This is a genomic window from Halomonas sp. Ps84H-12 (assembly GCF_024124725.1).
Lineage (GTDB): Bacteria > Pseudomonadota > Gammaproteobacteria > Pseudomonadales > Halomonadaceae > Vreelandella > Vreelandella aquamarina.
Map to the genome: position 1 here is coordinate 37,220 of NZ_JAMXSJ010000008.1, position 26,271 is coordinate 63,490.

The 26,271-nt window shown below is 58.7% G+C and carries 26 protein-coding genes and 1 pseudogene; 8 read left to right on the top strand and 19 right to left on the bottom strand.

The genetic code is table 11. The annotated features are described in order from the left end of the window. Positions 1 to 41: 41 nt before the first annotated feature. The 15 genes from rnhB to rpsB all read right to left on the bottom strand — a co-directional run bounded on the left by rnhB (position 42) and on the right by rpsB (position 14,851). Positions 42 to 659, bottom strand: coding sequence for a ribonuclease HII (gene rnhB / locus NH344_RS05860; protein WP_044629709.1), 618 nt, complete (start codon positions 657 to 659; stop codon positions 42 to 44). Continuing rightward, positions 649 to 1,824: a lipid-A-disaccharide synthase gene (lpxB, locus tag NH344_RS05865; RefSeq protein WP_253027637.1), complete on the bottom strand. Its 1,176-nt coding sequence runs from the start codon at positions 1,822 to 1,824 to the stop codon at positions 649 to 651. Before lpxB ends, rnhB begins: the two co-directional genes overlap by 11 nt. A 28-nt stretch (positions 1,825 to 1,852) precedes the next feature. Continuing rightward, on the bottom strand, positions 1,853 to 2,620 hold the full coding sequence (gene lpxA / locus NH344_RS05870) for an acyl-ACP--UDP-N-acetylglucosamine O-acyltransferase (protein WP_253027638.1): 768 nt from the start codon (positions 2,618 to 2,620) through the stop codon (positions 1,853 to 1,855). Next, complete coding sequence (fabZ, locus tag NH344_RS05875) at positions 2,617 to 3,060, bottom strand: 3-hydroxyacyl-ACP dehydratase FabZ (RefSeq protein ID WP_058579687.1); 444 nt, start codon at positions 3,058 to 3,060, stop codon at positions 2,617 to 2,619. The genes lpxA and fabZ overlap by 4 nt, the downstream gene beginning before the upstream one ends. A 142-nt stretch (positions 3,061 to 3,202) precedes the next feature. Beyond that, on the bottom strand, positions 3,203 to 4,234 hold the full coding sequence (gene lpxD, locus NH344_RS05880) for a UDP-3-O-(3-hydroxymyristoyl)glucosamine N-acyltransferase (RefSeq protein WP_137092967.1): 1,032 nt from the start codon (positions 4,232 to 4,234) through the stop codon (positions 3,203 to 3,205). Between the two features lie 51 nt (positions 4,235 to 4,285). Continuing rightward, entirely contained in the window at positions 4,286 to 4,786 is a 501-nt protein-coding gene (locus tag NH344_RS05885) for an OmpH family outer membrane protein (protein WP_137092965.1), read from the bottom strand. Positions 4,787 to 4,805: 19 nt separating this feature from the next. After that, on the bottom strand, positions 4,806 to 7,136 hold the full coding sequence (gene bamA, locus NH344_RS05890; RefSeq protein WP_253027659.1) for an outer membrane protein assembly factor BamA: 2,331 nt from the start codon (positions 7,134 to 7,136) through the stop codon (positions 4,806 to 4,808). A gap of 121 nt (positions 7,137 to 7,257) precedes the next feature. Beyond that, a complete protein-coding gene (gene rseP, locus NH344_RS05895) occupies positions 7,258 to 8,616 on the bottom strand; it encodes an RIP metalloprotease RseP (RefSeq protein WP_044629716.1) in 1,359 nt (452 codons plus the stop codon). 43 nt (positions 8,617 to 8,659) lie between these two features. Then, positions 8,660 to 9,856 (bottom strand): 1-deoxy-D-xylulose-5-phosphate reductoisomerase, encoded by a 1,197-nt coding sequence (ispC, locus tag NH344_RS05900; RefSeq protein WP_044629717.1) that lies wholly within the window; start codon positions 9,854 to 9,856, stop codon positions 8,660 to 8,662. Then, positions 9,853 to 10,674: a phosphatidate cytidylyltransferase gene (locus tag NH344_RS05905; RefSeq protein ID WP_253027639.1), complete on the bottom strand. Its 822-nt coding sequence runs from the start codon at positions 10,672 to 10,674 to the stop codon at positions 9,853 to 9,855. The genes ispC and NH344_RS05905 overlap by 4 nt, the downstream gene beginning before the upstream one ends. Further along, positions 10,667 to 11,452, bottom strand: coding sequence for a polyprenyl diphosphate synthase (gene uppS, locus NH344_RS05910; RefSeq protein ID WP_062359996.1), 786 nt, complete (start codon positions 11,450 to 11,452; stop codon positions 10,667 to 10,669). The genes NH344_RS05905 and uppS overlap by 8 nt, the downstream gene beginning before the upstream one ends. Positions 11,453 to 11,558: 106 nt before the next feature. Continuing rightward, positions 11,559 to 12,116: a ribosome recycling factor gene (gene frr, locus NH344_RS05915; protein ID WP_062359997.1), complete on the bottom strand. Its 558-nt coding sequence runs from the start codon at positions 12,114 to 12,116 to the stop codon at positions 11,559 to 11,561. A 4-nt stretch (positions 12,117 to 12,120) separates the two neighbouring features. Then, positions 12,121 to 12,891, bottom strand: coding sequence for a UMP kinase (gene pyrH, locus NH344_RS05920; protein WP_062360000.1), 771 nt, complete (start codon positions 12,889 to 12,891; stop codon positions 12,121 to 12,123). Between the two features lie 126 nt (positions 12,892 to 13,017). Next, on the bottom strand, positions 13,018 to 13,887 hold the full coding sequence (tsf, locus tag NH344_RS05925; protein WP_054644934.1) for a translation elongation factor Ts: 870 nt from the start codon (positions 13,885 to 13,887) through the stop codon (positions 13,018 to 13,020). Between the two features lie 214 nt (positions 13,888 to 14,101). Then, positions 14,102 to 14,851 (bottom strand): 30S ribosomal protein S2, encoded by a 750-nt coding sequence (gene rpsB / locus NH344_RS05930; RefSeq protein ID WP_044629723.1) that lies wholly within the window; start codon positions 14,849 to 14,851, stop codon positions 14,102 to 14,104. Positions 14,852 to 15,213: 362 nt separating this feature from the next. Here rpsB and map point away from each other — a divergent pair, with 362 nt between their 5' ends. The 7 genes from map to NH344_RS05965 all read left to right on the top strand — a co-directional run bounded on the left by map (position 15,214) and on the right by NH344_RS05965 (position 23,008). Continuing rightward, positions 15,214 to 16,005: a type I methionyl aminopeptidase gene (map, locus tag NH344_RS05935; RefSeq protein WP_062360004.1), complete on the top strand. Its 792-nt coding sequence runs from the start codon at positions 15,214 to 15,216 to the stop codon at positions 16,003 to 16,005. Continuing rightward, positions 16,005 to 18,680 (top strand): [protein-PII] uridylyltransferase, encoded by a 2,676-nt coding sequence (locus tag NH344_RS05940; protein ID WP_253027640.1) that lies wholly within the window; start codon positions 16,005 to 16,007, stop codon positions 18,678 to 18,680. Before map ends, NH344_RS05940 begins: the two co-directional genes overlap by 1 nt. A 122-nt stretch (positions 18,681 to 18,802) precedes the next feature. Beyond that, a complete protein-coding gene (gene dapC / locus NH344_RS05945; RefSeq protein ID WP_253027641.1) occupies positions 18,803 to 19,999 on the top strand; it encodes a succinyldiaminopimelate transaminase in 1,197 nt (398 codons plus the stop codon). Positions 20,000 to 20,035: 36 nt separating this feature from the next. Next, complete coding sequence (locus tag NH344_RS05950) at positions 20,036 to 20,380, top strand: Spx/MgsR family RNA polymerase-binding regulatory protein (protein ID WP_228219038.1); 345 nt, start codon at positions 20,036 to 20,038, stop codon at positions 20,378 to 20,380. A gap of 57 nt (positions 20,381 to 20,437) precedes the next feature. Then, positions 20,438 to 21,463, top strand: a complete 1,026-nt coding sequence (dapD, locus tag NH344_RS05955) for a 2,3,4,5-tetrahydropyridine-2,6-dicarboxylate N-succinyltransferase (protein ID WP_253027642.1) — start codon at positions 20,438 to 20,440, stop codon at positions 21,461 to 21,463. Beyond that, positions 21,450 to 22,622, top strand: coding sequence for a succinyl-diaminopimelate desuccinylase (dapE, locus tag NH344_RS05960; RefSeq protein WP_044629730.1), 1,173 nt, complete (start codon positions 21,450 to 21,452; stop codon positions 22,620 to 22,622). Before dapD ends, dapE begins: the two co-directional genes overlap by 14 nt. Then, positions 22,619 to 23,008, top strand: a complete 390-nt coding sequence (locus NH344_RS05965) for a hypothetical protein (protein WP_044629731.1) — start codon at positions 22,619 to 22,621, stop codon at positions 23,006 to 23,008. Before dapE ends, NH344_RS05965 begins: the two co-directional genes overlap by 4 nt. A gap of 70 nt (positions 23,009 to 23,078) precedes the next feature. Here the strand turns inward: NH344_RS05965 and NH344_RS18255 are convergent, their stop codons facing one another. Then, complete coding sequence (locus NH344_RS18255; RefSeq protein ID WP_044629732.1) at positions 23,079 to 23,612, bottom strand: cold shock domain-containing protein; 534 nt, start codon at positions 23,610 to 23,612, stop codon at positions 23,079 to 23,081. 110 nt (positions 23,613 to 23,722) lie between these two features. Here NH344_RS18255 and NH344_RS05975 point away from each other — a divergent pair, with 110 nt between their 5' ends. Beyond that, on the top strand, positions 23,723 to 23,971 hold the full coding sequence (locus NH344_RS05975) for a SlyX family protein (RefSeq protein ID WP_044629733.1): 249 nt from the start codon (positions 23,723 to 23,725) through the stop codon (positions 23,969 to 23,971). A gap of 41 nt (positions 23,972 to 24,012) precedes the next feature. Here the strand turns inward: NH344_RS05975 and NH344_RS18330 are convergent. The 3 genes and pseudogenes from NH344_RS18330 to mutM all read right to left on the bottom strand — a co-directional run. After that, a pseudogene (locus tag NH344_RS18330) lies at positions 24,013 to 24,132 on the bottom strand (alanine dehydrogenase); the annotation flags it as partial. Between the two features lie 9 nt (positions 24,133 to 24,141). Further along, on the bottom strand, positions 24,142 to 25,332 hold the full coding sequence (locus NH344_RS05980; protein ID WP_044629734.1) for a class I SAM-dependent rRNA methyltransferase: 1,191 nt from the start codon (positions 25,330 to 25,332) through the stop codon (positions 24,142 to 24,144). Positions 25,333 to 25,410: 78 nt separating this feature from the next. After that, positions 25,411 to 26,238, bottom strand: coding sequence for a bifunctional DNA-formamidopyrimidine glycosylase/DNA-(apurinic or apyrimidinic site) lyase (gene mutM / locus NH344_RS05985; RefSeq protein WP_054640805.1), 828 nt, complete (start codon positions 26,236 to 26,238; stop codon positions 25,411 to 25,413). Between the last annotated feature and the right edge of the window lie 33 nt (positions 26,239 to 26,271).

Here is a 26,271-nt window from a genome sequence, read left to right on the forward strand (position 1 = left end):
GGACTCTCAGCATAAAACGCTAAATAAAATAAATAGAACGGCTACAGCAGCGCTAACTGGCGCTGTACCGGCGCGAAGCTTTTGCGGTGCTCTGCCAGCGGCCCGTGGGCTTCCAGCGCTGCCAGGTGCTCTTTGGTGGGGTAGCCCTTGTGCCGCGCAAACCCGTATTCAGGATAGCGCAGATCCAGCTCGGCCATTTGCGCATCCCGCGCTACTTTGGCCAAAATAGACGCAGCGGCAATGGCCGGATGGCGGGCATCGCCCTTCACTACGGCCTGACCCGGCAGCGCGTGCCCCGGCAGCCGGTTGCCATCCACCAGCAGATACTCCGCCTGGGGAGCTAACGCATCCACTGCACGACGCATGGCCAGATGCGTCGCGTGATAGATATTGAGCGAGTCGACCTCTTCAGCACTCGCCTCTGCCACTGCAAACGACAGTGCACGCTCGCGAATGAGCACATCCAACGACTCACGCCTGCGGGCAGTGAGCTTCTTGGAGTCGGTTAAGCCGTCGATAGGTGCCTTGGGGTCCAGAATCACGGCGGCGGCTACTACGCTCCCCACCAGCGGCCCGCGGCCGACCTCATCGACCCCCGCCAGAAAATCCCCCGTATACTCCACCACCAGCGGCGGAAAGTCGGCTGGTTTAGTCGCCATCCGGTTTAGCCTCCAGCGGCTCGCCTGCAACCAAGGCGGTAATCGCCTGCGCGGCGCGCTCGCTGGCCGTGCGCTGCAGCGTGGCATGCATCGAGGCAAAGCGTGCCTCTAGTGCGTGACGCGTCTCGGCATCGCTAAGTAGCTGGCTTATCTGCTCGGCAATCGCCTCCGGCGTGGCCGCGTGCTGAATCAGCTCAGGCACCACGCTCTCCTGGGCAATCAAATTGGGTAGTGAGATCCACTGGGTTTTCACCAGCCGTTTGGCGAGCCAATGGGTCGCGGGCGCCATTTTGTACGCCACGAGCATGGCGCGGTGGCACAACATGGCTTCCAACGCCGCCGTACCGGAGGTCAGCAGTACCGCATCGCTGGCGACCATCGCCTCGCGGGCTTGGCCCTCCAGCAGCGTGACCCGCTGGGCCAACGTGGGGTAGCCTGCCAGCAGCTCGCCAAGCTCGGTATAGCGCTGTGCGGTGGCCGCTGGGATCACCACCTGCAACTCCGTATGGCGCTGGCATAGCAGCGTCACCGCCTCCAAGAAGGTGGCCCCCATGAAACGAACCTCGTTCCGCCGAGAGCCGGGCAGCAGCGCTAATACCGGTGCGCCCGGGTCCAAGCCCAGCGCACGGCGGGCCGCCTCGCGATCATTTTCCAGCGGCAGTTCGTCGGCCAACGGATGGCCTACGAAGGCCACGGGAACGTGGTGGCGATGATAGAAGTCCGCCTCGAAGGGCAGCAGCGTGAGCATGGCATCCACGGCGTTGGCGATCTTCTTCACCCGCCCCTGCCGCCACGCCCATACCGAGGGGCTCACGTAGTGGGCCGTCGTGACGCCAGCGGCACGCAGCTGCTTCTCCAGCCCAATGTTGAAGTCCGGGGCATCGATACCGATCATGACGTCCGGCTGCCAAGCCAGCGCCTCTTCACGCAGGGTACGGCGCACACGGATGAGTTCGGGCAGGTGCTTGAGTACCTCGACCAAGCCCATCACCGAAAGGGTTTCGAGAGGAAAGCGGCTCTTCAAGCCTTGGGCCTCCATACGAGGGCCGCCCATGCCGCGAAACTCCACCTGGGGATGCCGGGCGCGCAGCGCCTGCATCAGTCCCGCACCGAGGATATCGCCGGAGAGTTCGCCTGCCACAAGGTATACGCGCTGCAGTGTCATAGTGACGGGAGAGCCGGTTAGATGAGTATTAGCGAACGATACCGCGTGTTGAACGCTCGATGGAGTCAGCGAACAGGGCCACTTCAGGCAAATCAAAGCGATTACGAATTTCGCTCACTGCCTGCTCGACGGTTAAGCCTTGACGATAAACCAGCTTGTAGGCCGTGCTGAGTGCAGCAATCGCTTCGCGGCTAAACCCTCGGCGCTTCAACCCCACGAGGTTCAGTCCGCGCGCTTCTGCCGGGTTGCCGTTAATCATCACATAGGCAGGAGTGTCTTTAGTGATAATCGAACCGCCGCCCGCCATGGCGTGATCGCCAAAGTGACAGAACTGATGCACTGCCGCCAGGCCGCCCAAAATAGCGTGATCACCTAGGGTGACATGGCCTGCCAGCGTGACTTGGTTCGCTAAAATGCAGTCATTGCCAATCACACAGTCATGCCCTACATGCACGTAGGCCATAAACAGATTACGTGAACCGATGGTGGTTTCGCTGCGATCCTGAACAGTGCCGCGATGGAGGGTCACCCCTTCACGAATGACGTTATCGTCACCCATCACCAGCCGCGTTGGCTCGCCCGCGTACTTTTTGTCCTGGCAATCTTCGCCCACCGAGGCAAACTGAAAAATACGCGTGCGCTCGCCTAGCACCGTGGGGCCTTTCACCACCACATGGGGGCCAATGACAGAGCCAGCGCCAATCGTGACATCTGGTCCAATCACGCTGAACGGGCCAACCTCAACGTCATCAGCAAGCTGTGCCGCTGGGTCGACCAATGCAGTAGGATGTATCAAGCCACCTTCCTCTCGGCACAAATGATTTCCGCTTCGCAGGCCAGCTCGCCGTCAACCGTGGCACGGCAGGCAAACTTCCAGATACCGCGCTTGCCGCGAATCACGTTCGCCTCCAGCGTCAGTTGATCACCCGGCATGACAGGACGCTTGAAGCGGACATTGTCGCTGCCTACGAGGTAATAGACATAGCCGTCGGCCGGCAGCTTATTGACCGTTTTGAACCCTAGGATACCGCATACCTGTGCTAGCGCTTCAACGACCAGCACGCCGGGCATGATGGGGTGGTGAGGAAAATGGCCGTTGAAGAATGGCTCATTGATGCTTACGTTCTTGTACGCCACGATGGCTTCGCCCACGGTCAGTTCCGTGACTCGATCCACCAGCAGGAAGGGATAGCGGTGGGGCAAGTACTCGCGAATTTCGTTGATATCCATAACCATCGTAACGACCTCTAAATAGACATAGCGCCTGAACAGCGTCAGGCAGGCACCAGCACTCCTGCTGGCCAAAAGGCAGAGGATTATAACGCGCTGCTATCGAGCCTCAAGCCACGCATCCTCAAAATCCTTGTTTGCTTCACGATCAACGCTGGCTTTTTTCCACTCGCGCCAATCGTTTGGCAATATCATCCAACTGCTTGAAGCGCACCGCGTTCTTGCGCCATTGAGTGTTGCTCATGGCGCCCGTGCCGGAGGAGTAGACACCTGGCTCATGAATCGAATTGGTCACCAGACTCATACCCGTCACCTGGACCCCATCGCACAAGGTCAAGTGGCCCGACAAGCCAACGCCGCCGCCCAGCATGCAGTGCTTGCCCACTTTGGTAGAACCCGCAATGCCCACACAGCCCGCTAGGGCGCTGTGGTCGCCAATCGTGACGTTATGGGCAATCTGCACCTGGCTGTCGATCTTGACGTCATTACCAATGACCGTATCGCCCAATGCGCCGCGGTCGATACTCGAACAGCTGCCGACTTCCACGTCATCACCGAGGATGACGCCGCCCAACTGGGCGATCTTGTGCCAGCCTGCGCCATCATGGGCAAACCCAAAGCCATCACCACCAATCACACAGCCACTGTGCAAAATCACTCGCTTGCCCACGACCACACCGTGGCAAACGGTGACATTGGCATGCAGCCGCGTGTCGTCACCGATGACACAGTCAGCGCCAATCACGCTACCCGCGCCAACCACTACACGGTCGCCCAGGACAACGCCTGACTCAATCACCGCATTGGCTTGGACGCAAACCTCGGCCCCAAGCGTCACGCCCTCTGCGACTACTGCAGAGGGATGAATACCCGACACATCCCGCGCTGGCAGCGGATCAAATAGCTGGGAGAGCTTGGCGTAGCCCAAGTAGGGGTTATCCATCTCTAGGCGCGGCACAGGGCAGTTCTTGCCGTGCTCCGGGTGCAGCAGTACCGCTGCCGCTTTGGTGGTAGCGAGATCTTTTAAGTACGCACGGTTGGCTAAAAATGCGACTTGGTCTGGCGCTGCTTCCTTGAGCGTTGCCAAACCACGAATTGACTGGTCGGCGTCGCCCTCGAAATCAACGTCCAGGTGACGTGCGATATCCGCAAGGGTGAGGTGATGAGAAGCGTGCGTCATGAGAGCCCAAGGAAGCAGTGGCGCGGCTAAGCCGCACCAGTAATCATTAAATTAGTTCAGCGAATCAAAAATCTGAGTGACTTCGTTCGTCACGTTGGGCAGGTCCGTCGAGGAGTGCAGCACGCCCTGAGGCTCAACCAACACGTCGATATTATGACGTTCTAACACCTGCTCTACCGCCTGTTCCAGCTTAGCTTCTGCCCCCTGCAGGAACTGCTGCTCGGAAGCCTGCTGGGCCTGCAGCACTTCACGGCGCAGCTGCTCAAAGCGGCCGCCTTTCTGCTGCAGCTCGGCAATCAGCGATTCACGTTCGGACTGGGACATAGCCTCCCCTTCCTGCTGTAGGCGGGTTTGCAGTTGCTGCAGCTCGCCGCCCAACGCTTCGGCTTCGCGTTGCTGGCTACCGATTTGTCCTTCCAGCTGGCTCAGTGATGACTGAGCCGACTGGGTGTTCATCAATGCAGCGCGCCAGTCCAGAACAGCCACTTCGGCAGCATAGGTAGGCAGGGTCATCGCTCCGAAAAGGCACACCGCGGCGGTCAGTTTACGCATTATCATGACACTCCTTGAGTTAGAACGTTTGGCCAAGCGAGAACTGGAAGAACTGCGTGTCATCGCCACTCTCATCGTTTAACGGCTCTGCAATGCTGAAGGTCAAGGGACCCACGGGCGTCAGCCAGGAGAGACCAATACCCACACTGTAGCGTAAATCGCCCAGATCAACGCCAGAGCTGCACTGCTGGCGGCCAGCATCCTCTTCCAGCACGTCGTAGCAGGAGCTCAGGAAGGTATTCCCCGCATCCAGGAACAGCGTAGGCTGTACCGAGCGCTGGTTCTCGACGAACGGCATCGGGAAGAGGACTTCGGCACTGCCTTGCACCAGCACGTTCCCCCCAAGGGTACGATCACGGCCACCCTCGCGGGCGGGCGTAGTGCGCTGCCCCAGGGTGTTGGACGTGAAACCACGCACCGAGCCCAGGCCCCCTGCATAGAAGTTCTCATAGAAGGGGTAAGGATCGTTGCTGGCCAGGGTATCGGCATAGCCCAGGTTACCGCTGAACTTGAATGCCCAGGTCTGATCGTCGTTGATCGGGAAGAGCTGTTGGGCGCGGGCCTGAACCTTGTAATATTCCGCATCGCTGCCCGGCACCCCGGTTTCCAGCGAGAGACGCTGATAGTTGCCCGCCGTCGGCATGATACCGCGGTTCAGGTTGTTACGGGTCCAGCTGGCGGTCAGCTTCAAGCTCTGGGCATTGTCGCCTTCGTCTTCCACGTAACGGCGAATTTCAGAGGCCGTGTCGAAGTAGGTCTTGACGGTGGTGTCTTCGATGCTCGCCCCGAAGTTGAGCCGCGACAGCTCACTGACAGGGTAACCGAAGTTGATGCCCGCGCCGTAGGCGTCGGTGGAGAACGTAGAGATATCGGAGTCGGCGTAGTCCGTCTCGCGATAGAAAACGTTATAACCTCGGGAGATGCCGTCCAGGGTCCAGTAGGGGTCGGTAAAGGCAAAGTTCACGCTGGTGAAGGTGTCGCTGCGCTGCGCGCCGACGTTGACTCGGTTACCGGTGCCCAGGAAGTTGTTCTGGGCCAGGCCAACGCCGTAGATCACCCCGGCACTTTCCGAGAAACCGACACTGGCCGAGATGGAGCCGGAAGGCTGCTCTTCCACGTTGTAGGTGACATCCAGCAGGTCGGGCTGCCCCGGTACGGGCTGAGTGTCGACTTCCACCTGGCTGAAGAAGCCAAGCCGCTCCAGGCGCTGACGCGACTGGGTAATAGACTCGGTGGAGGCGGGCGCGCCCTCTAGCTGAATCATTTCCCGACGCAGTACTTCATCCTGTGTCGTGGTATTGCCGTAGAACTCGATGCGGCGAACATAGGCCCGCTGGCCGGGATTAACGGCAATGACCAAATCGACGGTTTCACCGTCATCGGCCATTTCAGGGACACCCTGTACATCGGCAAAGGCAAAGCCCTCGGCGCCTAAACGCTGGCGCAATGCTTCTGTGGAGGCGTTCACCTCTCCGCGAGAGAAAATATCACCACTGCTGATTTCCAGCAGATTACGAGCTTCGTTCTCGCTGATTTGAAGGTCGCCAGCGAAACGAATATCGCCCACGCGATACTGGTTGCCTTCATCAATATTCAGGGTGATAAAGATTTCTGACTTTTCAGGGCCGATAGAGACTTGCGTAGAAGTAACATCAAAGTTGACGTAGCCACGGTCAAGATAGAACGAGCGTAGGCGTTCGATATCACCAGAGAGCGCTTCTCGGGAGTACTCATCTTTCGAGAACCAGCCGAAGATACGGCCAGGGCGGTCGTTTAGCTCGAACACTTCACGCAGGGTTTCATCGTCGAAATCCTGGTTACCGACGATATTGATCTGGCGGATCTTGGCGACTTCACCTTCATTGATATCGATGTTGACCTGGACCCGGCCCTCATCAATCTCTTCCACCTCAACATTAATGCCAGCGCTGTAGCGACCCTGAGCCTGATACACGCCCTCAAGCTCGCGCTCAATCTCGTCAAGGGTAGAGAGTTGCAGTACCTGACCTTCCGACAGGCCAGACTGACGCAGACCATTACGCAGGTCGTCATCGGAAATCTGCCGATTGCCGGTAATGTTCAGACGCGCAATGGTGGGCCTTTCGACGACCTGAATGACCAGAACATCGCCTTCCCGGGCTAGCGAGACGTCTTCGAACAGGCCAGTGGCAAACAGGTCACGTGCGGCAGCGGCCAGCTGCTGCTCACTGACGCGGTCGTTGGCACTGACAGGAAACGCATTAAAGACCGAGGCGGCGGATACCCGCTGCAGTCCTTCCACACGAATGTCTGAAACGTCAAAGGATTGTGCTTGGGCGCCGCTGGCGCCTACCAGCAAGAGTGCCGCCATTCCAAGGGTCTTGATTTTCATGCAGTCAGTTCGCTCGCGTTGGTCTGCCCGTCGGTTAAGACAGGCACCATATACATTTGTGCAGGCAGATGACAAGGCATCCTGCGCGCTACACGCGTTATTACCACAGGCGCATCAAATCAAAATAGAGCGCCATCAGCATCAGGGTGCCAACCATGGCAAGTCCGATGCGCAGCCCTATCGCTTGTGTCTGCTCAGATACCGGCCGCCCACGTACGACCTCGACAAAATAGTAAAGCAAATGACCGCCGTCGAGCACGGGAATGGGCAGCAAATTCAGTACACCTAAACTAATCGAAAGATACGCTAAAAAACCAACGAAGGCTTCTACCCCAGCACGCGCAGAGTCTCCGGAAATTTGCGCAATCGTGATCGGCCCCGATAGGTTAGAGGGCGAAATTAACCCCACTAACATTTTGCGAATGGCGTCGACCGTCAGCAGCACCATTTCACCAGTACGCGATAGCGCTTGGCCTACGGCCTCCATCGGCCCGTAACGAATTTCACGCTGCAGCGACTCAGGCCAGCTAAACGGCGCTGCACCGGCACCAATGTACCCAACCTCGGCACCACTCTCCAGCGTATTACGTCTTGGCGTGAGCGAAAGCGTTCCTGCTTCGCCATTACGCTGATAACCAACGCTCAGCGTCTCGCCTGCGCTATCGCGGATCACCGCGACAAACTGCATCCAGTCATTAATGGGCTCACCGTTAAGGGCGACGATGCGATCTCCTGCTTGAAGCCCGGCTTCAGCGGCGGCTTGCCCATCCACCACTTGGCCAAGCACGGCGGGCACATCGGGTCGCCAGGGCGAGAAGCCAAGGCTCTGCAGCGGCTGTGGCGGATCCTGGCGAACCATGTAGTTGTTAAGCGGCAGTTGATAGCTGCGGGTGGCACTAGCGCCTTCCGGCACTGCCTCAATAGTTAAATCACCGCTGAAGCCAATCATGGAGACCAGCTTTAAATTAATCTCTTCCCAGGAGCGCATTGCATCGCCCTGAATCGCGGTAATTTCACTCCCCTGCTCCAACCCCGCCTCTGCGGCTGGGGAGTTAGGCGTAATATCGCCAACTACTGGCGCTACGGTGGTTGTACCCGCCACAAACAGCGCCCAGTAGGCCACAATAGCCAGCAGGAAATTGGCGATGGGGCCCGCGGCCACAATAGCAATACGTTGCCAAACGGTTTTACGATTAAACGCTTGGTCTAGCTGCTCTTCCGGTACCGGCGCTTCACGCTCGTCGAGCATTTTGACGTAGCCGCCCAATGGAATGGCCGCCACCGCAAACTCGGTGCCATGGCGATCAATTGTTGACCACAGCGGCTTGCCAAACCCTACGGAGAAGCGCAACACCTTGACGCCGCAGCGGCGTGCAACCCAAAAGTGACCAAACTCGTGAAAGGTCACCAGCAGCCCCAGCACCACGATGACGGCTAAGATATTCTGTATCAGGCCCACTTTTTGCTCCTTTGCACGACACGCTGCTCAACAATAGCTGAGGCTAAGCGGTTAACTGGCGTATGGTGTGCGCGGCTTGTTCTCGCGCCCAGCGGTCCGCAGCAAGCACGCGTTCAAGTGAATCCGCCTGACCGGGATACGGCAGGGCCATCACCTTCGCGACAACATCCGGAATCGCACCAAACGCGATGTTCCCCGCTAAAAATGCCTCAACAGCCACTTCATTAGCAGCGTTAAGCACCGCCGGAGCGGCCCCACCTGCCTGCATCGCCTCTCGGGCTAGTCGCAGGCAGGGAAAGCGTGTTTCATCCGGGGCTTCAAAATCGAGCCGCGCAACTTGGAACAGATCTAGCGTTTCCACGCCGGCATCAATGCGCTCTGGCCAAGCAAGCCCATAGGCAATCGGTGTGCGCATATCGGGATTACCCAACTGAGCAATCACAGAGCCGTCGTTATAGGCTGCCATAGAGTGGATAACGCTTTGCGGGTGAACAACGACCTGAATCTGCTCGGGTGTGGCATCAAACAGCCAGCACGCTTCGATTAATTCGAGTCCTTTATTCATCAGCGTGGCGCTATCTACGGAGATTTTACGCCCCATGGACCAGTTAGGATGAGCGCAGGCCTGCTCTGGTGTTACGTTAGCAATATCGGCAGCCGACCAGCCGCGAAACGGCCCGCCCGATGCGGTTAGAAGCAGCTGACGCACGCCGTGTTTGGCTAATCCGCCGCGATGCTCGCTGGGTAGACACTGGTAGATGGCATTATGTTCAGAATCGATCGGCAACAGCGTCGCCCCGGAGCGTGCCACGGCATCCATAAACAGCGCCCCGCTCATCACCAGGGCCTCCTTATTGGCCAATAGCACGCGCTTACCGGCTTCGGCTGCTGCCAGCGACGGCAACAGGCCTGCCGCCCCGACAATCGCCGCCATCACGGTGTCGACCTCAGGCGCTTGGGCGACCTCGCACAGCGCATCCTCCCCCGCCAGCGCCACAGTGTTGGAGCCTGCTTGGCGGAGCGCTTGCTGCAACCATTGGGCATCTGCGACGTCATCCAACACGGCAAACCGGGGAGAGTGCGCTTTACACTGGTCAAGCAGCGCCTCTTTTGAGGTATGCGCCGTTAGGGCATAGACGCGGTAACGCTCCGGATGGCGCGCGATGACATCCAAGGTGCTTTTACCGATGGAACCGGTGGCACCGAGCACAGTGACCGACTGAACCGAGACGTGACTCATAGCGCGCTCACCTGAAGTGATAGTACCTGCAGATACAACAGCGCAAAGATGGGGATGGCTGCGGTGAGACTATCGATACGGTCCAGCACACCACCATGACCCGGCAGCAGCTGGCTGGAGTCTTTAATATTACGGTAGCGTTTCAACATACTTTCAAACAGGTCGCCAAGCACTGAAGTCAGCGTCACCACTGCGGTAATCACGATCAGCGCCACGCCCCCCATCACTCCAAGGGGCTGCCAAAGGGCAAACAGTAGGGCTAGCAGCATCGTGGCAGCAAGCCCCCCATACACGCCCTCCCAGGACTTGCCTGGACTAACCCGCGGGGCTAATTTGCGCTTACCCCAGCGGCGACCAGCAAAGTAGGCGCCAATGTCTGCCGTCCATACCAGCAGCATCACAAACAGAAGCCACACCGCCCCGCTATCACGCAGCACGTTAAAACCTACCCAGCACGGCAGCAGTACCCAAACGCCCATGAGTAGACGGCGTGAAGTGGCTTGCCACTGCTGACTGCTTTCCGGGTAGTGCGTCACCCAGTAGAGGTTCAGCAACCAGCCAGCTGCGGCCAGCCACAACGGCCAAACTGCAAAGGCAGCGCCGCTCAGCCACAGCAGGGCCATGAGCACCGCCATACCGGCCACCAGCGCCAGGCGCGTGCGCGAGACGATAACCCCCGCCAAGTTGGTCCACTCCCAGGTACCTAACAGCACGATCAGCGCTGTAAACAGCGCAAAGGCACCTCCCTGTAATCCAAACAGACCAATTAGCGTGACAGGAGCTAACCAGGCTGCGGTGATCATCCGCTGTTTAAGCACCTTGCGCCTCTATTTGTTCGTCGGTCATGCCAAAACGGCGACGTCGTAAGCAGAAATCATCGAGCGCTTTGTCGAAGGCCGCCCCATCAAAATCTGGCCATAACAAGGGCGAAAAGTGCAGCTCGGCATAGGCCAGCTGCCATAACATAAAGTTCGAGAGCCGCTGCTCGCCGCTGGTACGGATGCACAGATCCACCGGCGGTACTTGATCGGTGTTCATGGCCGCATCCAAGCGCGCTTCGTCGATGGCCTCGGGCGCCAGCTCTCCGGTAGCCACCTGCTCGGCGAGCTGGCGCGCGGCGCGGGCGATGTCCCACTGGCCGCCGTAGTTCGCGGCAATCACCAGATGCATGCCCGTGTTCTCGGCGGTCAGCGCTTCGGCGCGCTGAATATGCTTTTGAATCGCGGGGGAAAAGCCACGCTGTTCGCCAATAATCGACAGACGGATATTGCGCTCATTAAGTTTTTTGACTTCGCGTTTAAGCGCCATCAAAAACAGCTCCATCAGCGCATTCACCTCAGCGGCAGGACGTTTCCAGTTTTCGCTGGAGAACGCAAACAGGCTTAGCGTTTGAACGCCTCGCTCAGTTGCACGCTCAATCACCGCTCTTACGGCTTCGACACCGGCGCGGTGGCCGCGCACTCCCGACAGCCCCCGTGCCCGCGCCCAGCGGTTGTTACCATCCATAATGATAGCAACATGAGACGGCAGCGCTTCCTCGGATAGAGAAAGTGTCGTGCCGCCCGGCTGCTCTTGGGGAAGCTGCGGAGACATCATGGGTTCTCGCACCAAAGATCAGTCATAAGTAAGCCAAGCGATGGCCCACGGACGACCAAGCCGCCCGTGGCAAAGTGAACGCAGGCAGTGATGTTAACAACAATCACTAAACCTGCATGAGATCCTGTTCTTTTGCGGCAAGTGCCTTATCGATCTCAGCGATATATTTATCGGTCAGCTTCTGGATTTCGTCTTCGCCCTGGCGCTGATCGTCCTCGGTAATCTCTTTATCCTTAAGCAAGGATTTGAAATCACCGTTAGCATCACGACGAACGTTACGCACAGCCACGCGCGCGCTTTCTGCCTCGCTACGTGCCTGCTTAATGTAGCCCTTGCGTGTCTCTTCAGTCAGCATCGGCATCGGTACACGAATCACGTTGCCTGCGCTTGAGGGGTTGAGGCCCAAGTCAGAGGTCATGATCGCTTTTTCGATTTTAGCCACCATGGACTGCTCCCAAGGAGCCACCGCCAGGGTACGGGCGTCTTCAACGTTGACAGAAGCCACTTGGTTCAGCGGCACTTGGCCACCGTAATACTCAACGGTCACGGCATCCAGGATGCTGGGGTGAGCGCGACCCGTGCGGATCTTGTTGAAGTTGCTGTGCAGCGCCTCAACGCTCTTCTTCATGCGAGACTCTGCATCTTTCTTGATGTCGTTGATCACGTTGTTACCCTCTGTCTATCAGCGTGCCTTCCTTGCCCCCAACCACGAGGTTGAGCAGGGCACCAGGCTTGTTCATATCAAATACCCGCACCGGCATATCATGGTCACGTACCAGGCAGATTGCGGTCAAATCCATTACGCCCAGTTTCTGATCCAGAGCGTCGTCATAGGAGAGCTGGTCGTATTTTACGGCGTCGGGGTGCTTCACCGGGTCCTTATTGTACACGCCGTCCACCTTGGTGGCCTTGATGACAACGTCTACATCCACTTCAATGCCGCGCAAACAAGCAGCAGAGTCGGTGGTAAAGAAAGGGTTACCGGTGCCAGCAGAGAACAGCACCACGTCGCCAGACGTTAAATAACGGATGGCAGTGCGGCGGTCATAGTGCTCCACCACACCGCTCATGGGAATCGCTGACATCACCCGCGAGCGAATATTAGAGCGCTCCAGAGCATCACGCATGGCGAGGGCATTCATCACCGTTGCCAGCATTCCCATGTGGTCACCCGTGACCCGATCCATGCCGGCTTCGTTCAACGCCGCACCACGGAACAGGTTACCACCACCAATCACAATACCGACCTGTACGCCAATACCGACCAGCTGGCCGATCTCAAGCGCCATACGATCCAGCACTTTTGGATCAATACCAAAATCGTGCTCACCCATCAGCGCTTCGCCCGATAGCTTCAGCAAAATACGCTTGTATTTTGACTTTGACTTATCGATTTTGGGGGCAGCAGTGGGGGTAGACTCTTGAATATCACGTGACATGGCATCTCTCCTGGGGGCAGACCTGGGCACAGGTGGGCGAGGTGGCACCTGTATTATTTCACAGGGGCCGGATACACGAAGGCGTGCGCTCGCGCGCACGCCATCTTCTTACTAGAACCTCTGACCTTAGCGACGGCCAGCCTGTTCCATGACTTCTTTAGCGAAGTCGACTTCTTCTTTCTCGATGCCTTCGCCCACTTCAAAGCGAGTGAAGCTAACCACTTCACCACCGGCGGCTTTGACGAATTCAGCAACGGACTGGTTCGGGTCTTTAACAAACGGCTGCTCGGTCAGGCTGTTCTCGGCCAGGTACTTCTTCAGGCGGCCTTGAACCATCTTCTCAGCGATTTGCTCGGGCTTACCGGCCATGTCCGGCTGGGCCAGGATGATTGCCTTCTCTTTGTCCAGCTGCTCTTGCGGCATCTCTTCAGGATGCGCAACCGCCGGGTTGATCGCCGCTACGTGCATCGCAACATCTTTGGCTGCTTCGCTGGTGCCGCCTTTCAGAACGGTCAGAACGCCAATACGGCCACCGTGAACGTATTCGCCCACCAGACCACCTTCAACGGCATTCACGACAACGGCACGACGCACGCCGATGTTTTCGCCGATTTTCTGAACCAGCTGCTCACGAGCGGACTCAAGGTCACCCGCCATCACCGCTGCAACGTCTTCGTTTTTCGCCGCAAAGAACGCATCAGCAATCTTGTTGGCGAAGTCGATGAAGTTGTCGTCACGGGCAACGAAATCGGTTTCAGAGTTGATTTCGACCATTACGCCGTAGCTGCCATCTTCTGCTACACGAGTAACAACCGCACCTTCTGCAGCGGTACGACCCGCTTTTTTCGCGGCTTTAAGACCAGAGCTTTTACGCAGGTTTTCGATCGCGACTTCGATGTCACCGTCGGCTTCGGTGAGTGCTTTTTTACACTCCATCATGCCAAGACCGGTACGTTCGCGCAGTTCCTTAACCTGAGAGGCGCTGATAGCTGCCATGAGATTTCACCTCGGAAATGGTTCTAACTGAGAGTTAAACGCGCTACAGAGTATAAGCACGGTAGATGACCGTTGCGTATCACTGTGCAGAGCGCTTGCCGGCATTCATCCGGCATAATCGGCCCGCCTGAGCGAACTCAAAGCGGGAAAAAGGGGGCATAAGGCCCCCTCTTAACACGATGCGGCTCAACCTGCCCGCCGCACCACTGCAGCCTTACTCGGCAGCTGCGCTTGTGTCGGCGGAAGCGGCTTCTTCAGTCACTTCGACGAACTCGTCCGGACGACCTTCTTTCGCGCGGCCACACGCGTCGGCAATCGCCTTCACGTAGATCTGGATAGCGCGGATGGAGTCATCGTTACCCGGGATCACGTAATCAACGCCATCTGGGTTAGAGTTGGTATCTACCACGCCAATAACCGGGATACCCAGCTTGTTGGCTTCGTTAATCGCGATGCGCTCGTGGTCAACGTCGATCACAAACAGTGCGTCCGGCAGGCCGCCCATGTTCTTGATACCACCGATAGAACGCTCAAGCTTCTCTTGCTCACGCGTGGCCATCAAGACTTCTTTCTTGGTCAGCTTCTCGAAGGTGCCGTCTTCGCGCATCACTTCCAGATCACGCAGCCGTTTGATGGACTGACGAATGGTCTTGAAGTTGGTCAGCATGCCGCCCAACCAGCGATGGTTGACGAACGGCTGGCCAACGCGATTCGCTTCTTCTTTGATGATCTTGCTAGCGCTGCGCTTGGTGCCAACAAACAGAATTTTGTTGTTGGATGCCGCCATCTTCTCGACCACGTCGATCGCTTCGTTCAGCGCCGGCAGGGTGTGCTCGAGGTTGATGATGTGAATCTTGTTGCGCGCGCCGAAGATGTATTTGCCCATCTTCGGATTCCAGTACTTGGTTTGGTGACCGAAGTGAGCACCTGCTTTCAGCAGGTCACGCATATTAACGTGAGACATGGTAAAACTCCTGAAACTCGGGTTAGGCCTCCACGCACCCCATGGATCCGACCAGTAGCGTCGTTAAACGTCGCTAAAGGCACCCGGGACCATGTGCCGGTACATGTGTGTTTTCAAGGCTTGCTGTTGTGCAACCCAGCGGTGCTGCGTTGCGATCTCGTTGCCCTTTCGCGTAGCGCCAGCCAGTATAGAAGCATTGGATGGCGATTGCAGGAAAGCGCGCGGCTTTATACCATATATCCTTACCAAGATGAAGTCACCGCCCATAAAACGGCGTTACTTCGCCGCTTCCATTTGCCGTTTATCACTTGCATTCCAATACTTGCTGTCACCCACTTACTTAAATCCCACATCGAGAATTCATGAACGTTCCTATTAAGACGCCTTCTGAAATCGAGAAAATGCGCGAAGCCGGTCGCCAGGCGGCCAGCGTTATCGAAATGATCACTCCCCACGTTAAAGCGGGCATTAGCACTGGCGAGATCGACCGTCTGTGCCACGAGTACATTGTTAACGAGCTGGGCTCGACACCGGCACCGCTGAACTACCACGGCTTTCCCAAAGCAACCTGTACCTCCATCAACCACGTGGTGTGCCACGGCATCCCCGATGACGCCAAAAAGCTCAAAAACGGCGACATCATGAACCTGGATATCACCGTGCGCACACCGGATGGCTACCACGGCGACTCCAGCGTGATGTTCGTGGTGGGCGACACCATTCAGGGCGAACGGCTGTGCCGCATCACCCAAGAGTGCCTATATAAAAGCATTGCGCTGGTGAAACCCGGCGTGCGTCTTTCTGAGCTTGCCCGTGTGATTCAGCAGCACGCCGAAGCCCATGGTTACTCGGTGGTGCGTGATTTCTGCGGCCACGGCATTGGCGCGGACTTCCACGAAGACCCGCAGTTCCTGCACTACGACGGCTATGCACCGGATGCCGACATCCGCCTAGAAGCGGGCATGTGCTTCACCATCGAGCCGATGATTAACGTGGGCGGCTACAAAACCAAAGTGCTGCGCGACGGCTGGACCGCCGTCACCAAAGACCGCAGCCTTTCGGCCCAGTGGGAACATACTCTACTGGTCACCGACACCGGCGTTGACGTGCTCACTGCGCGCAGCGACGAAGACTTTAGCTTTCTGAACGCCTGATGCTTCTTCACCACTACCGGTTCGAGCCGGACACGTCGCTTTATGATCTCGACCTGTTTCGCACCGAGCTTGCCGGGTCGCGCTCTCCTATCGCCCCGTTTAAAGCCGCGCTGCGGGAAATCCAAGCACGCCTGGATGAACGCTTTCGCGCCGGTAGCGATATTCGCGACTTGGTACGCGGTCGGGCGTGGTATCTCGACCAGCTTCTCGCCATTGCCTGGGCGCAGCATGCTTGGCCCGATGACGGCGTTGCGCTGGTGGCCGTGGGCGGCTACGGGCGTGGTGAACTGCATCCCCATTCGGATATTGATCTGCTCTTGCTGCTTGAGCACGACGACGATACCCCCTACCGGGAGCCGCTGAGCGCTTTTATCACCTTCCTCTGGGATATCGGTCTGGAGATTGGCCACAGCGTTCGCTCGCTCAACGACTGCGAGCGGGAAGCCGAAGCAGACGTCACGGTGATTACCAACCTGCTGGAGTCGCGCCTCATTGCCGGGCCGGACAGTCTGCGTGAGAAGATGCGCGAGCGCCTGAGCACCCCGAACCTATGGCCCGCCGACCGCTTTTTTGAAGCCAAGTGGCAAGAACAAATTGCTCGCCACTACCGCTACAACAACTCCGAGTACCACTTGGAGCCCAACCTCAAAAGCTCCCCCGGCGGCCTGCGGGATATCCAGATGATTGGCTGGGTGGCTAAGCGGCACTTCGGCACCGAGCAGTACACCGACATCGTCGCCAACGGCTTTATGAATGACGCCGAGCTGCGCATTCTCAGCCAGGGCCAAGCGTTTCTTTGGCAGGTGCGCTACGCCCTGCACATGCTGACCGGCCGAGCCGAAGACCGCCTGCTGTTTGATCACCAGCGCACCATTGCCGAAATGTTTGGCTTTAGGGATACCCCCGAGAGACTCGCGGTCGAGCAGTTCATGAAACGCTACTACCGCCACGTGACGGCCCTCGCCGGGCTCAACGATATGTTGCTACAGCACTTCGACGAAGTGATTTTGCGCGGCAAGGAGTCGTTGGAAACCGTTAAGCTGAACGAACGCTTTGAAACCAAGGGCGGCTACATCCAGGCGCGCTCCCGCAACCTGTTCCGCGAGCGCCCGGCGGCCATGCTAGAGCTCTTCCTGCTGATGGCCAAGCATCCGGAAATCGAAGGGGTACGCGCCGATACTATTCGGCTGATTCGTGACCATCGCCACCAAATTGACGACCACTACCGGGAAGACCCACGCCACCAGCGGCTGTTTATGGCCATTATGCGCGCGCCGGGTAACGTCCCCCGCCAGCTGCGGCGTATGAACCGCTACGGCATTCTCGGCAAGTACCTGCCGGAGTTTGGCCGCGCGGTGGGGCTGATGCAGCACGATCTGTTCCATATCTATACGGTGGACGCCCACACCCTGCGCCTGCTGAAATTTCTGCACGGCTTCCGCAAGCCCGAGGCAAAGGACGACTTCCCGGTGGCCGCCAACCTGATCCATCAGCTGCCTAAGCTGGACCTGCTGTGGATTGCCGGCCTGTTCCACGATATCGGCAAAGGACGCGGTGGCGACCACTCAGAAATCGGCGCGCGGGACGTCGAACAGTTCTGCCAACGCCACCACATCTCCCAGCACGACACCAACCTGGTGAGTTGGCTGGTGGAGCATCACTTGCTGATGTCCATGACCGCCCAGAAGCGTGATATCAGCGACCCGGATGTGATCCGCGATTTCGCCCTCATCGTGCGCGACGAAACCCGCCTGGACTACCTCTATGTGCTCACCGTTGCCGACATCAACGCCACTAACCCCACACTGTGGAACGGCTGGCGGGCGTCGCTGCTTCGTCAGCTTCACGCGGAAACCAAACGCGCCCTGCGCCGCGGCCTGAAAAATCCACCGGATCGAGACGACTGGGTGCGCGAAACCCGCACTGAGGCGCGCTCGCTGCTGCAAACAGTCGGCGTCGATAGTGGCCAAATAGACCAGCTCTGGGAGTCGCTGGGGGAAGATTACTTCCTGCAGTACGCACCCAGCGAAATTGTCTGGCAGACTCAAGGTATTCTGGCGCACCAGCCGTCACCGCTGCCGTTGGTGCTGATCAGTGCTCCCACCGCCGACATGGCCGAAGGCGGCACCAAAGTGTTCATCCACACCCGCTCGGTGGATGACCTGTTCGCCGCCACTGCTGCCGCCATGGAGCAGCTCGGACTCTCGATCCACGATGCCCGCATTGCTACTTCCCACAACGACTGGACGCTCAACACCTTTATCGTACTGGATAGCCACGGCCAGCCGATTCGCGACCCGGAGCGCATTGAAGAGATGCGCCAGCACTTGGTAGAAGAGCTGGATGACCCGGATGACTATCCAGAAATCGTCACTCGACACACGCCGCGCCAGCTCAAGCACTTCAAAGTGCCTACCGAAGTGGTGATCGAGCAGGACCCGGCCAATGAACGCACCCTACTGGAACTGACCGCCCCCGACCGCCCCGGTCTGCTGGCTCGGGTAGGGCGCATTTTCATGGAGCAGGATATCTCGCTCTCAGCCGCTAAAATTGCCACGCTAGGCGAACGGGTTGAAGATGTTTTCTTCATCACCACCAAAGCAGGCGAGCCGCTCACCGACCCCGAACGCCAGCAGCAGCTCCGCGAACGACTGATTGAGGTATTGGGGGTTTAACCTAGAAAGTAGGCACACCCTGGTGGTTAGGTTTGAGCCTGCACCAGGGCTTGCCTATAATCGGCGGTTCGATAAATGGTTTTGCCCACAGTTCCCGCCCTTACGCTCTCAACGGACGCGCCATGAACCCTGATCTCAACGCCCTACACCCCTATCCGTTTGAAAAGCTGGCCGCCCTCAAAGCGAGCCTAACGCCCCCGGCGGGACTGGCGCATATTCCGCTGACGATTGGCGAACCCCAGCACGCCCCCTACCAAGGCGCGCTGGAGGCACTCATCGCCCACCAGTTAGAGATGGCCCGCTACCCGGCCACCAACGGCCTTCCCGCCCTACGCGACGCGATTGCGACCTGGGCCACCCAGCGCTTCCAGCTGGCGGGGTTGGATGCCGAGCGCCAAGTACTGCCGGTGAACGGCACTCGCGAAGCCATCTTCGCTTTTGTACAGGCCGCGTTGGACCGCACTCGCCCCGCAAAAGTGGCCGTACCCAACCCCTTCTACCAGATTTACGAAGGCGCCACGCTGCTGGCAGGCGGCGAGCCGCTCTACCTGGACTGCACCGCCGAGAACGGCTTCCGCCCCGATTTTTCAGCGGTCAGCGCCGACACCTGGCGCGACGTGCAGATCGTGTTTATCTGCTCGCCGGGCAACCCGACCGGCGCCGTCACGCCGCTGGCCGAGTTCAAACAGCTGATTGCCCTGGCCGACGAGCACGACTTTATCATCGCCTCTGATGAGTGCTACTCCGAGCTTTACCTAGACGAGAACACGCCACCGCCAGGGCTTTTGCAGGCCTGCGCCGAGCTTGGCCGCGATGACTACCGCCGCTGCGTGGTCTTCCACTCGCTCTCCAAGCGCTCCAACCTACCAGGGCTGCGCTCGGGTTTCGTGGCAGGTGATGCCGACCTACTCGCCCCGTTCAAGCGCTACCGCACCTATCACGGCTGCGCCATGTCGCAGCCACTACAGCACGCCTCCATTGCCGCTTGGCAAGACGAAGCCCACGTGCGCGCCAACCGAGACGCCTACCGCGAAAAATTCAGCGCGGTGACGGATGTGCTTGCCCCGGTGATGGATTTTCCCACTCCGGAAGCGAGCTTCTACCTCTGGCCTGCGGTGCCGGGTGGCGACGATATCGCCTTTACCCAGCGGCTATTCAGCGAACAGCACGTGAGCGTACTGCCCGGCAGCTTGATGGGTCGCCCAGGGCAAAACGGCCTTAACCCCGGCGCGGGTCGGCTACGCTTAGCGTTAGTGGCGGAGCTTGAGCCGACCTTAGAAGCGGCCAAGCGCCTTCGCCAACTGATCGAGCGCAGCTAACGCGCCGCGCCGCTTAAGACGACGAAAGGAGGCTCTATGCTAACGCTCTACATGATTCATAACTGCGACACCTGCCGTAAAGCGCGTAAAGCGCTGGACGACAAAGCGCTGATGTATAAAACCCACGACCTGCGTAAAGATGGCCTTTCTGCGGCGCTGCTTGAGCACATCTTGAATCGCGTACCGTTGGTTGAGGTGATCAACAAACGCAGCAAAACCTGGCGGGATCTTTCTGACGAAGAGAAAGATTACGATGCCAACTCGGCGCGCCAGCTGCTGCTCCAGCACCCCACGCTGCTCAAGCGGCCGCTGCTGGAACTCGACGACGGCACCATCATGATCGGCTACCGTGACGGCGACTATGACAAGCTAAGCGGCTAACCCTGACTCACTTTCTTTCACCCACTTTCTCTCACTAACCTCTAAGGAATACGCGTTATGCTGAGCTTCGCACTTGGAATCGGCACCCAAAACACCCAGGGCGACTGGCTGGAAATCTACTACCCGGCCCCGCTGCTCAACCCGGACGCGAGCCTGGTCGCCACTGCCAAAGAGGCCCTGGATGCACCGGCGGGCAATGCCCCGGTGAGCTTCTTACCGGAAGACTGCACCCGCTTGGCCAAGGCGCTGGAAGCGGCAGGCCACTCCGAGCAGGCCGCTCTGGCCGAGTCGCTGGCCACTAGCCAGCGCCCGCTGGTGGCGATGTTCCTGGAGAGCGACCAGCCGCCGCAAACCGCACCTGAGGTGTACCTGAAGCTGCACCTGCTGTCGCATCGCTTAGTGAAGCCTCACGGCCTGGACCTGACCGGTATGTTCGGCCTGCTGCGCAACATCGCCTGGACCAACGAAGGCGCCATCGATATCGAAGAGCTGCCCACGCGCCGTCTGAAGGCGCGCTTAGCGGGCCGTACGCTGTCCGTCGACTGCGTGGACAAATTCCCCAAAATGACCGATTACGTGGTGCCCACCGGCATCCGCATCGGCGACACCGCTCGTGTGCGCTTGGGCGCTTACCTGGGTGAAGGCACCACGGTCATGCATGAAGGGTTTGTTAACTTCAACGCAGGCACCGAAGGCCCCGGCATGATCGAAGGGCGCATTTCCGCAGGCGTTATGGTCGGCAAAGGCTCTGATCTGGGCGGCGGCTGCTCCACCATGGGCACGCTCTCTGGCGGCGGCAACATCATCATCAAAGTGGGCGAAGGCTGCCTAATTGGCGCCAATGCCGGTATCGGTATTCCGCTGGGCGACCGTTGCACCGTGGAAGCCGGCCTCTACATCACCGCAGGCTCTAAAGTGACGCTGCTGGATGACCAAGGCCAGGAAGTGAACACCGTTGCCGCCCGCGAGCTGGCAGGCCAAGACGACCTACTGCTGCGCCGTAACTCCCAGAATGGCCGCATCGAGTGCCTGACCAATAAAAGCGCCATTGCGCTGAACGAGGCGCTGCATGCCCATAACTGAGCCTGCCTCACTGTCGCCTACGCTGAAGCTGGCCTTTGAGCTGCTTCGCCGGGCGTCGGTGACTCCCGACGATGAAGGCTGCCAGGACCTGATGATCGAGCGCTTAACGGCGCTCGGTTTCCATATCGAGCAGCTACCGTTTGGCGATGTGAAGAATTTTTGGGCGGTTCGTGGTCACCACGGCCCGGTGCTGGCGTTTGCGGGGCACACCGACGTGGTGCCCAGCGGGCCACACACTAACTGGGAATTTCCGCCTTTCGAGCCCTGCATCGACGACCAAGGCATGCTCTGCGGGCGCGGCGCGGCTGATATGAAGGGCAGCCTTGCCGCCATGCTCACCGCGGTGGAGCGCTTTGTCGCCCGCTATCCTGATCATGACGGCCGCATTGCGTTTTTGATTACCTCCGATGAGGAAGGCCCGGCCATCGACGGCACCCGTGCGGTGGTAGAACATCTTCGCGAGCGCAATGACCGCCTGGATTACTGCATCGTTGGCGAGCCCTCCTCTACTGCTCGCCTAGGCGATGTGATCAAAAACGGTCGTCGTGGCTCTTTGGGCGGTGTGCTGCATATTAAGGGCATTCAAGGCCATGTGGCCTACCCTCACTTAGCGCGCAACCCGATCCACCAAGCGATGCCCGCCCTGGATGCGCTCGTCAACGAGCACTGGGATGCTGGCAACGACTTCTTCCCTGCAACCAGCTTTCAGATATCTAATCTGCGTGCCGGTACAGGGGCCACCAATGTGATTCCTGGCGAGGTAGAGGTGGTGTTCAACTTCCGCTACTCCACGGAAGTCACCCATGACGAGCTGCGCTCACGCACCGAGGCAATTCTGGATCAGCACGGTCTTGAGTATCACATCGACTGGACGCTGAATGGCGAACCGTTCCTGACGTCCGAAGGTGAGCTAGTGGAGGCGGCGATTCGTGGCGTGGAAGCCGTGACTGGCGAACGCCCAGCGCTTTCTACCAGCGGCGGCACCTCGGATGGCCGTTTTATTGCCACTCTGGGCGCGCAGGTGGTAGAGCTTGGCCCGCTGAACGACACCATTCACAAGGTGAACGAGCGCGTGCGCGCTAGCGATTTGGATGCGCTGAGCCGCATCTACGAAGCAACCCTTCAAGCGCTACTGACCAACGACGAGGTAAGCGTATGATGGAGCGGTTTCCGGATATCGAAGTGTATCTGGCGCGGGTCACGCTGGATGACATTAACGCCTGGCTGGCTGACGTGCTGAGTGCACCGCCCCTTAGCCCAGCAGGAAAAGGCAAGTGGAAAACCCGTGGCCAGTATCAGGGCGATAGCGTCCCGGTGCTGCTGGTGGATAACGCCGCGGATGGTTTTGCCAGCCTCTGGTTCGATAGCGGACACACTCCGTGGCACACCGACCAGGAGTGCGCCCAGCACGCCGCTGAAGCGCTGCAGGTGGAAGTCCGCTGTTCGCTGGGGGGCTGGCACCCTGGCGACGACCCAGACCGCTTTTGGCAGGTGCTGCCCGGCGGCCAGGAAAAAGCCATCGAATGGCCGGACTCAGGCCGTTAAATGCAAAAACCCCCGTAAGCGCGGGGGTTTTCTCTTTCAGCACTAATTTATCACTACAGCACCTGGGCGCTTACTCAATAATGCTGACGTCATCGGCCTGCAGGCCGCGATCATTTTTAATCACGTGATAGCGAACAATCTGGCCTTCGGCCAGCATACGCGGGCCACGACCACGAATCGCACGGAAGTGAACAAACACATCTTCTCCGTTATCGCGAGTAATAAAGCCGTAGCCTTTGTTGGTGTTAAACCACTTTACTTCCCCCTCTTCACGGCCATCGTTGGGGTCGATGATATCTTCCTCTTCATCATCTTCCACCGTAGGAGCAGGTGCTTGGGGTTGGCGCGGCGCAGGCTTAGCCCGAGCCACATCTGCCTTCACAACCATTGGTGGCGCCAGGGCAGCCGCCGCTAACGTGCCGAGAAACAACATAATAAAGCAGCCAAAGGCTACCGCGGCATATACGCTAAAAGCAGCTTCGGCTAACCACTGCTCAGCCAGAGGTGCATTGGTTAAATGAACAATCCCTGCCAGAAGAAGCGGCGTGGGGGCGGCGAGTAAGACACTGATAAAGAAACAGCGAAAAACAACTTTTGGGTTCATAGATGATAAAAGCTCTCTTGTTGTATGGGTAACAGACGAAGGACAATACTCGAACTACCAGGCCCATTCCTAACAGTACCGAGCATACTACACAAGGTGACGATGTTATCATGACAAACGAATTATCGCCTGCTGAGCTCGCTCAACGTCTTGAATCGTTGGAGAGTCGGCTGGCCTATCAGGAGCACTGGCTGGACACTCTGGATCAAGCGGTCGCCCAGCAGGAGCGCCGCTTGGAAAAACTGGAGCAGCTAAGCGCCTTGATGCGCGAACGGCTACGCGAGCAGCATCAGGCGCTCCAGGCGGGCGACTCCCAAGGCAGTTTTCGTCCAGAAGACGATATCCCACCCCACTATTAAGCCACGACTCGCGGCTTCTTGCCCGCCCAAAAGCGGTGGGATTACCTCACCATGCTGGCCGGGGCAACGCTTTCCAGCCCAAATGCATCGGCAACGGCACGATAGGTCACCTTGCCGTTGTGAACGTTAAGGCCGGGCAGGAAGTGCGCATCATCGGCCAATGGCCGTGCTTAGTCGCGGAACACGCGCACGCCTAGCGCCTTCAAGTACGACGTCTCCGGTATGGCCGGGTGCACCGGGTGATCCGGCCCTTGGTGGCCCTGGAAGATCACCTGACCTTGGCGGTCTTGGTGGCGCACTGCACCGCGCACCACATCGACCAAACGATCAGGGGCAAGGTGCATGGAGCAGGATGCCGACAGCAGCAGGCCATCGCGGCCCAGCAGGCGTATCGCCTCACGGTTCAGGCGCGAGTAGGCGCGCTCGCCGTTGGGGATATCCTTACGCTTTTTGATAAACGCAGGCGGATCGAGAATCACCACATCGAACTGCTCGCCATCTGCCTTTAGCGCCGCCAGGGCTTCAAAAGCATCGCCTTCACCAATCGCCACCTGCTCTTGAACGCCATTCAGCTCGGCGTTGCGCGCCACTTGCTCCAGCGCCGCGCCGGATGCATCCACGCAGAGCACTTCTGATGCACCGCTGGCCGCCGCCTGAACGCCCCAGCCACCCACGTAGCTGAATACGTCTAGCACGCGCTTACCGGCCACTTGGCTGTTGAGCCAAGCACGGTTCACACGGTGATCATAGAACCAGCCGGTTTTCTGGCCGTTTAGCACCGGCACGGCAAAGGTGACGCCATTTTCGACCAGCAGCACTTCGTCAGGCAGCGTACCTTTGACGACTTCCACGTGGGCTTCCAGGCCCTCCTGGCGGCGGCCACCGGTGTCGTTACGGAAGACGATAGCACTCGGCTTAACCACTTTCTCCAGGGCGTCAACGATATCTTCCGCCAGTGCCTGCATACCGGCGGTGTTGAGCTGCACCACCAGCACATCGCCGAAACGATCAATCACCAGGCCAGGCAGCAGGTCGCCCTCGCCATGAATCAGGCGATAAAACGGCTGATCAAACAGGCGCTGGCGCAGCGCTAGGGCCTGATTAAAGCGATGCACGAACAGCGAGCGGTCCAGGCGCATTTCAGGGTCGCGAGACATGATGCGGCCGCAGATCAGCGAGTGCGGGTTCACGTAGGCAACGCCCAGGGTTTTACCGTTGGACGCCTCTACCAGCGCAGGCTCGCCCGCCGCAAAGTTTTTCAGCGGCGTCTCTTTGATATCGACTTCGTTGGAGTAGATCCACAGATGGCCAGCTTTTAAGCGGCGATCGGCGTTTTTATTCAAGCGCAGGCGTTGGGTCACAACAATCTCCAAAAGAGCAAGCTGACAGTGCACTTAGGCACTGTAAGCATAAAAACAGTTAACCGCCCAAGGCGGCGATTAACGCTGGCAACCGGGGCAAAACACACTGGCACGTTGACCCAGGGTAATGCGCTTCAGCTCGCTGCCACAGCGTAGGCAAGGCTGCCCGTGGCGTCCGTAAACATTCAGCCGCTGGGCGAAGTAACCAGGCTCGCCTTGGCCGCTGACAAAATCGCGCAGCGTGGTGCCACCTTGGGTAATGGCCGCCGCCAACACCTCTTTGACGGCCGCCGCTAGCGCGTCGTAGCGCGCTTGGGAAATTCGCCCCGCCGCACGGCGCGGGTCGATGCCTGCCATAAACAGCGCTTCGGCGGCATAAATATTGCCCGCACCCACCACCACACGGTTGTCCATCAAAAAGGGCTTTACTGCCACCCGCTTATTACGCGACAGACGGTAGAGCCACTGGCCGTTGAAGGCATCGCTAAGCGGTTCAGGGCCAAGGTGAGCAAGGCGGGTATCGCGGCTGCCGTCGCCCTGCTGCCAGTCGACAAACCCAAACCGACGCGGGTCATGGTAGCGCAGCACGTAGCCGCTAGCGGTCACCACATCCACATGGTCGTGCTTTTTCGGCAAATCCCCCAGGCGGGCAATACGCAGGCTGCCCGACATGCCTAAGTGCCACAGCAGCGTGGCACTGCCATCAGCGGTGGCTAGCGGAATCTGCAGGTATTTAGCTCGTCGGGCCAACTCGCCCACTCGTGCGCCGATTAAGCGTTCGGCCAGGTCGTCCGGCACTGGTACCCGCAGGCGTGGCTGGCGCACCCGCACTTCGGTAATTTCTTGCCCCTCTATATAGGGGGCGATGCCACGTCGCGTGGTTTCAACTTCAGGCAGTTCGGGCATGATGAAAGCCTATGATGACAGCACAGTGACAGC

What these genes read in the sequence shown, in the direction of transcription:
- rnhB (WP_044629709.1), bottom strand. Translation starts at nt 659, where the DNA reads ATGGCGACTAAACCAGCCGACTTTCCGCCGCTGGTGGTGGAGTATACG.
- lpxB (WP_253027637.1), bottom strand. Translation starts at nt 1,824, where the DNA reads ATGACACTGCAGCGCGTATACCTTGTGGCAGGCGAACTCTCCGGCGAT.
- fabZ (WP_058579687.1), bottom strand. Translation starts at nt 3,060, where the DNA reads ATGGTTATGGATATCAACGAAATTCGCGAGTACTTGCCCCACCGCTAT.
- lpxD (WP_137092967.1), bottom strand. Translation starts at nt 4,234, where the DNA reads ATGACGCACGCTTCTCATCACCTCACCCTTGCGGATATCGCACGTCAC.
- NH344_RS05885 (WP_137092965.1), bottom strand. Translation starts at nt 4,786, where the DNA reads ATGCGTAAACTGACCGCCGCGGTGTGCCTTTTCGGAGCGATGACCCTG.
- bamA (WP_253027659.1), bottom strand. Translation starts at nt 7,136, where the DNA reads ATGGCGGCACTCTTGCTGGTAGGCGCCAGCGGCGCCCAAGCACAATCC.
- ispC (WP_044629717.1), bottom strand. Translation starts at nt 9,856, where the DNA reads ATGAGTCACGTCTCGGTTCAGTCGGTCACTGTGCTCGGTGCCACCGGT.
- uppS (WP_062359996.1), bottom strand. Translation starts at nt 11,452, where the DNA reads ATGATGTCTCCGCAGCTTCCCCAAGAGCAGCCGGGCGGCACGACACTT.
- pyrH (WP_062360000.1), bottom strand. Translation starts at nt 12,891, where the DNA reads ATGTCACGTGATATTCAAGAGTCTACCCCCACTGCTGCCCCCAAAATC.
- tsf (WP_054644934.1), bottom strand. Translation starts at nt 13,887, where the DNA reads ATGGCAGCTATCAGCGCCTCTCAGGTTAAGGAACTGCGCGAACGTACC.
- rpsB (WP_044629723.1), bottom strand. Translation starts at nt 14,851, where the DNA reads ATGTCTCACGTTAATATGCGTGACCTGCTGAAAGCAGGTGCTCACTTC.
- map (WP_062360004.1), top strand. Translation starts at nt 15,214, where the DNA reads ATGAACGTTCCTATTAAGACGCCTTCTGAAATCGAGAAAATGCGCGAA.
- NH344_RS05940 (WP_253027640.1), top strand. Translation starts at nt 16,005, where the DNA reads ATGCTTCTTCACCACTACCGGTTCGAGCCGGACACGTCGCTTTATGAT.
- dapC (WP_253027641.1), top strand. Translation starts at nt 18,803, where the DNA reads ATGAACCCTGATCTCAACGCCCTACACCCCTATCCGTTTGAAAAGCTG.
- NH344_RS05950 (WP_228219038.1), top strand. Translation starts at nt 20,036, where the DNA reads ATGCTAACGCTCTACATGATTCATAACTGCGACACCTGCCGTAAAGCG.
- dapD (WP_253027642.1), top strand. Translation starts at nt 20,438, where the DNA reads ATGCTGAGCTTCGCACTTGGAATCGGCACCCAAAACACCCAGGGCGAC.
- dapE (WP_044629730.1), top strand. Translation starts at nt 21,450, where the DNA reads ATGCCCATAACTGAGCCTGCCTCACTGTCGCCTACGCTGAAGCTGGCC.
- NH344_RS05965 (WP_044629731.1), top strand. Translation starts at nt 22,619, where the DNA reads ATGATGGAGCGGTTTCCGGATATCGAAGTGTATCTGGCGCGGGTCACG.
- NH344_RS18255 (WP_044629732.1), bottom strand. Translation starts at nt 23,612, where the DNA reads ATGAACCCAAAAGTTGTTTTTCGCTGTTTCTTTATCAGTGTCTTACTC.
- NH344_RS05975 (WP_044629733.1), top strand. Translation starts at nt 23,723, where the DNA reads ATGACAAACGAATTATCGCCTGCTGAGCTCGCTCAACGTCTTGAATCG.
- mutM (WP_054640805.1), bottom strand. Translation starts at nt 26,238, where the DNA reads ATGCCCGAACTGCCTGAAGTTGAAACCACGCGACGTGGCATCGCCCCC.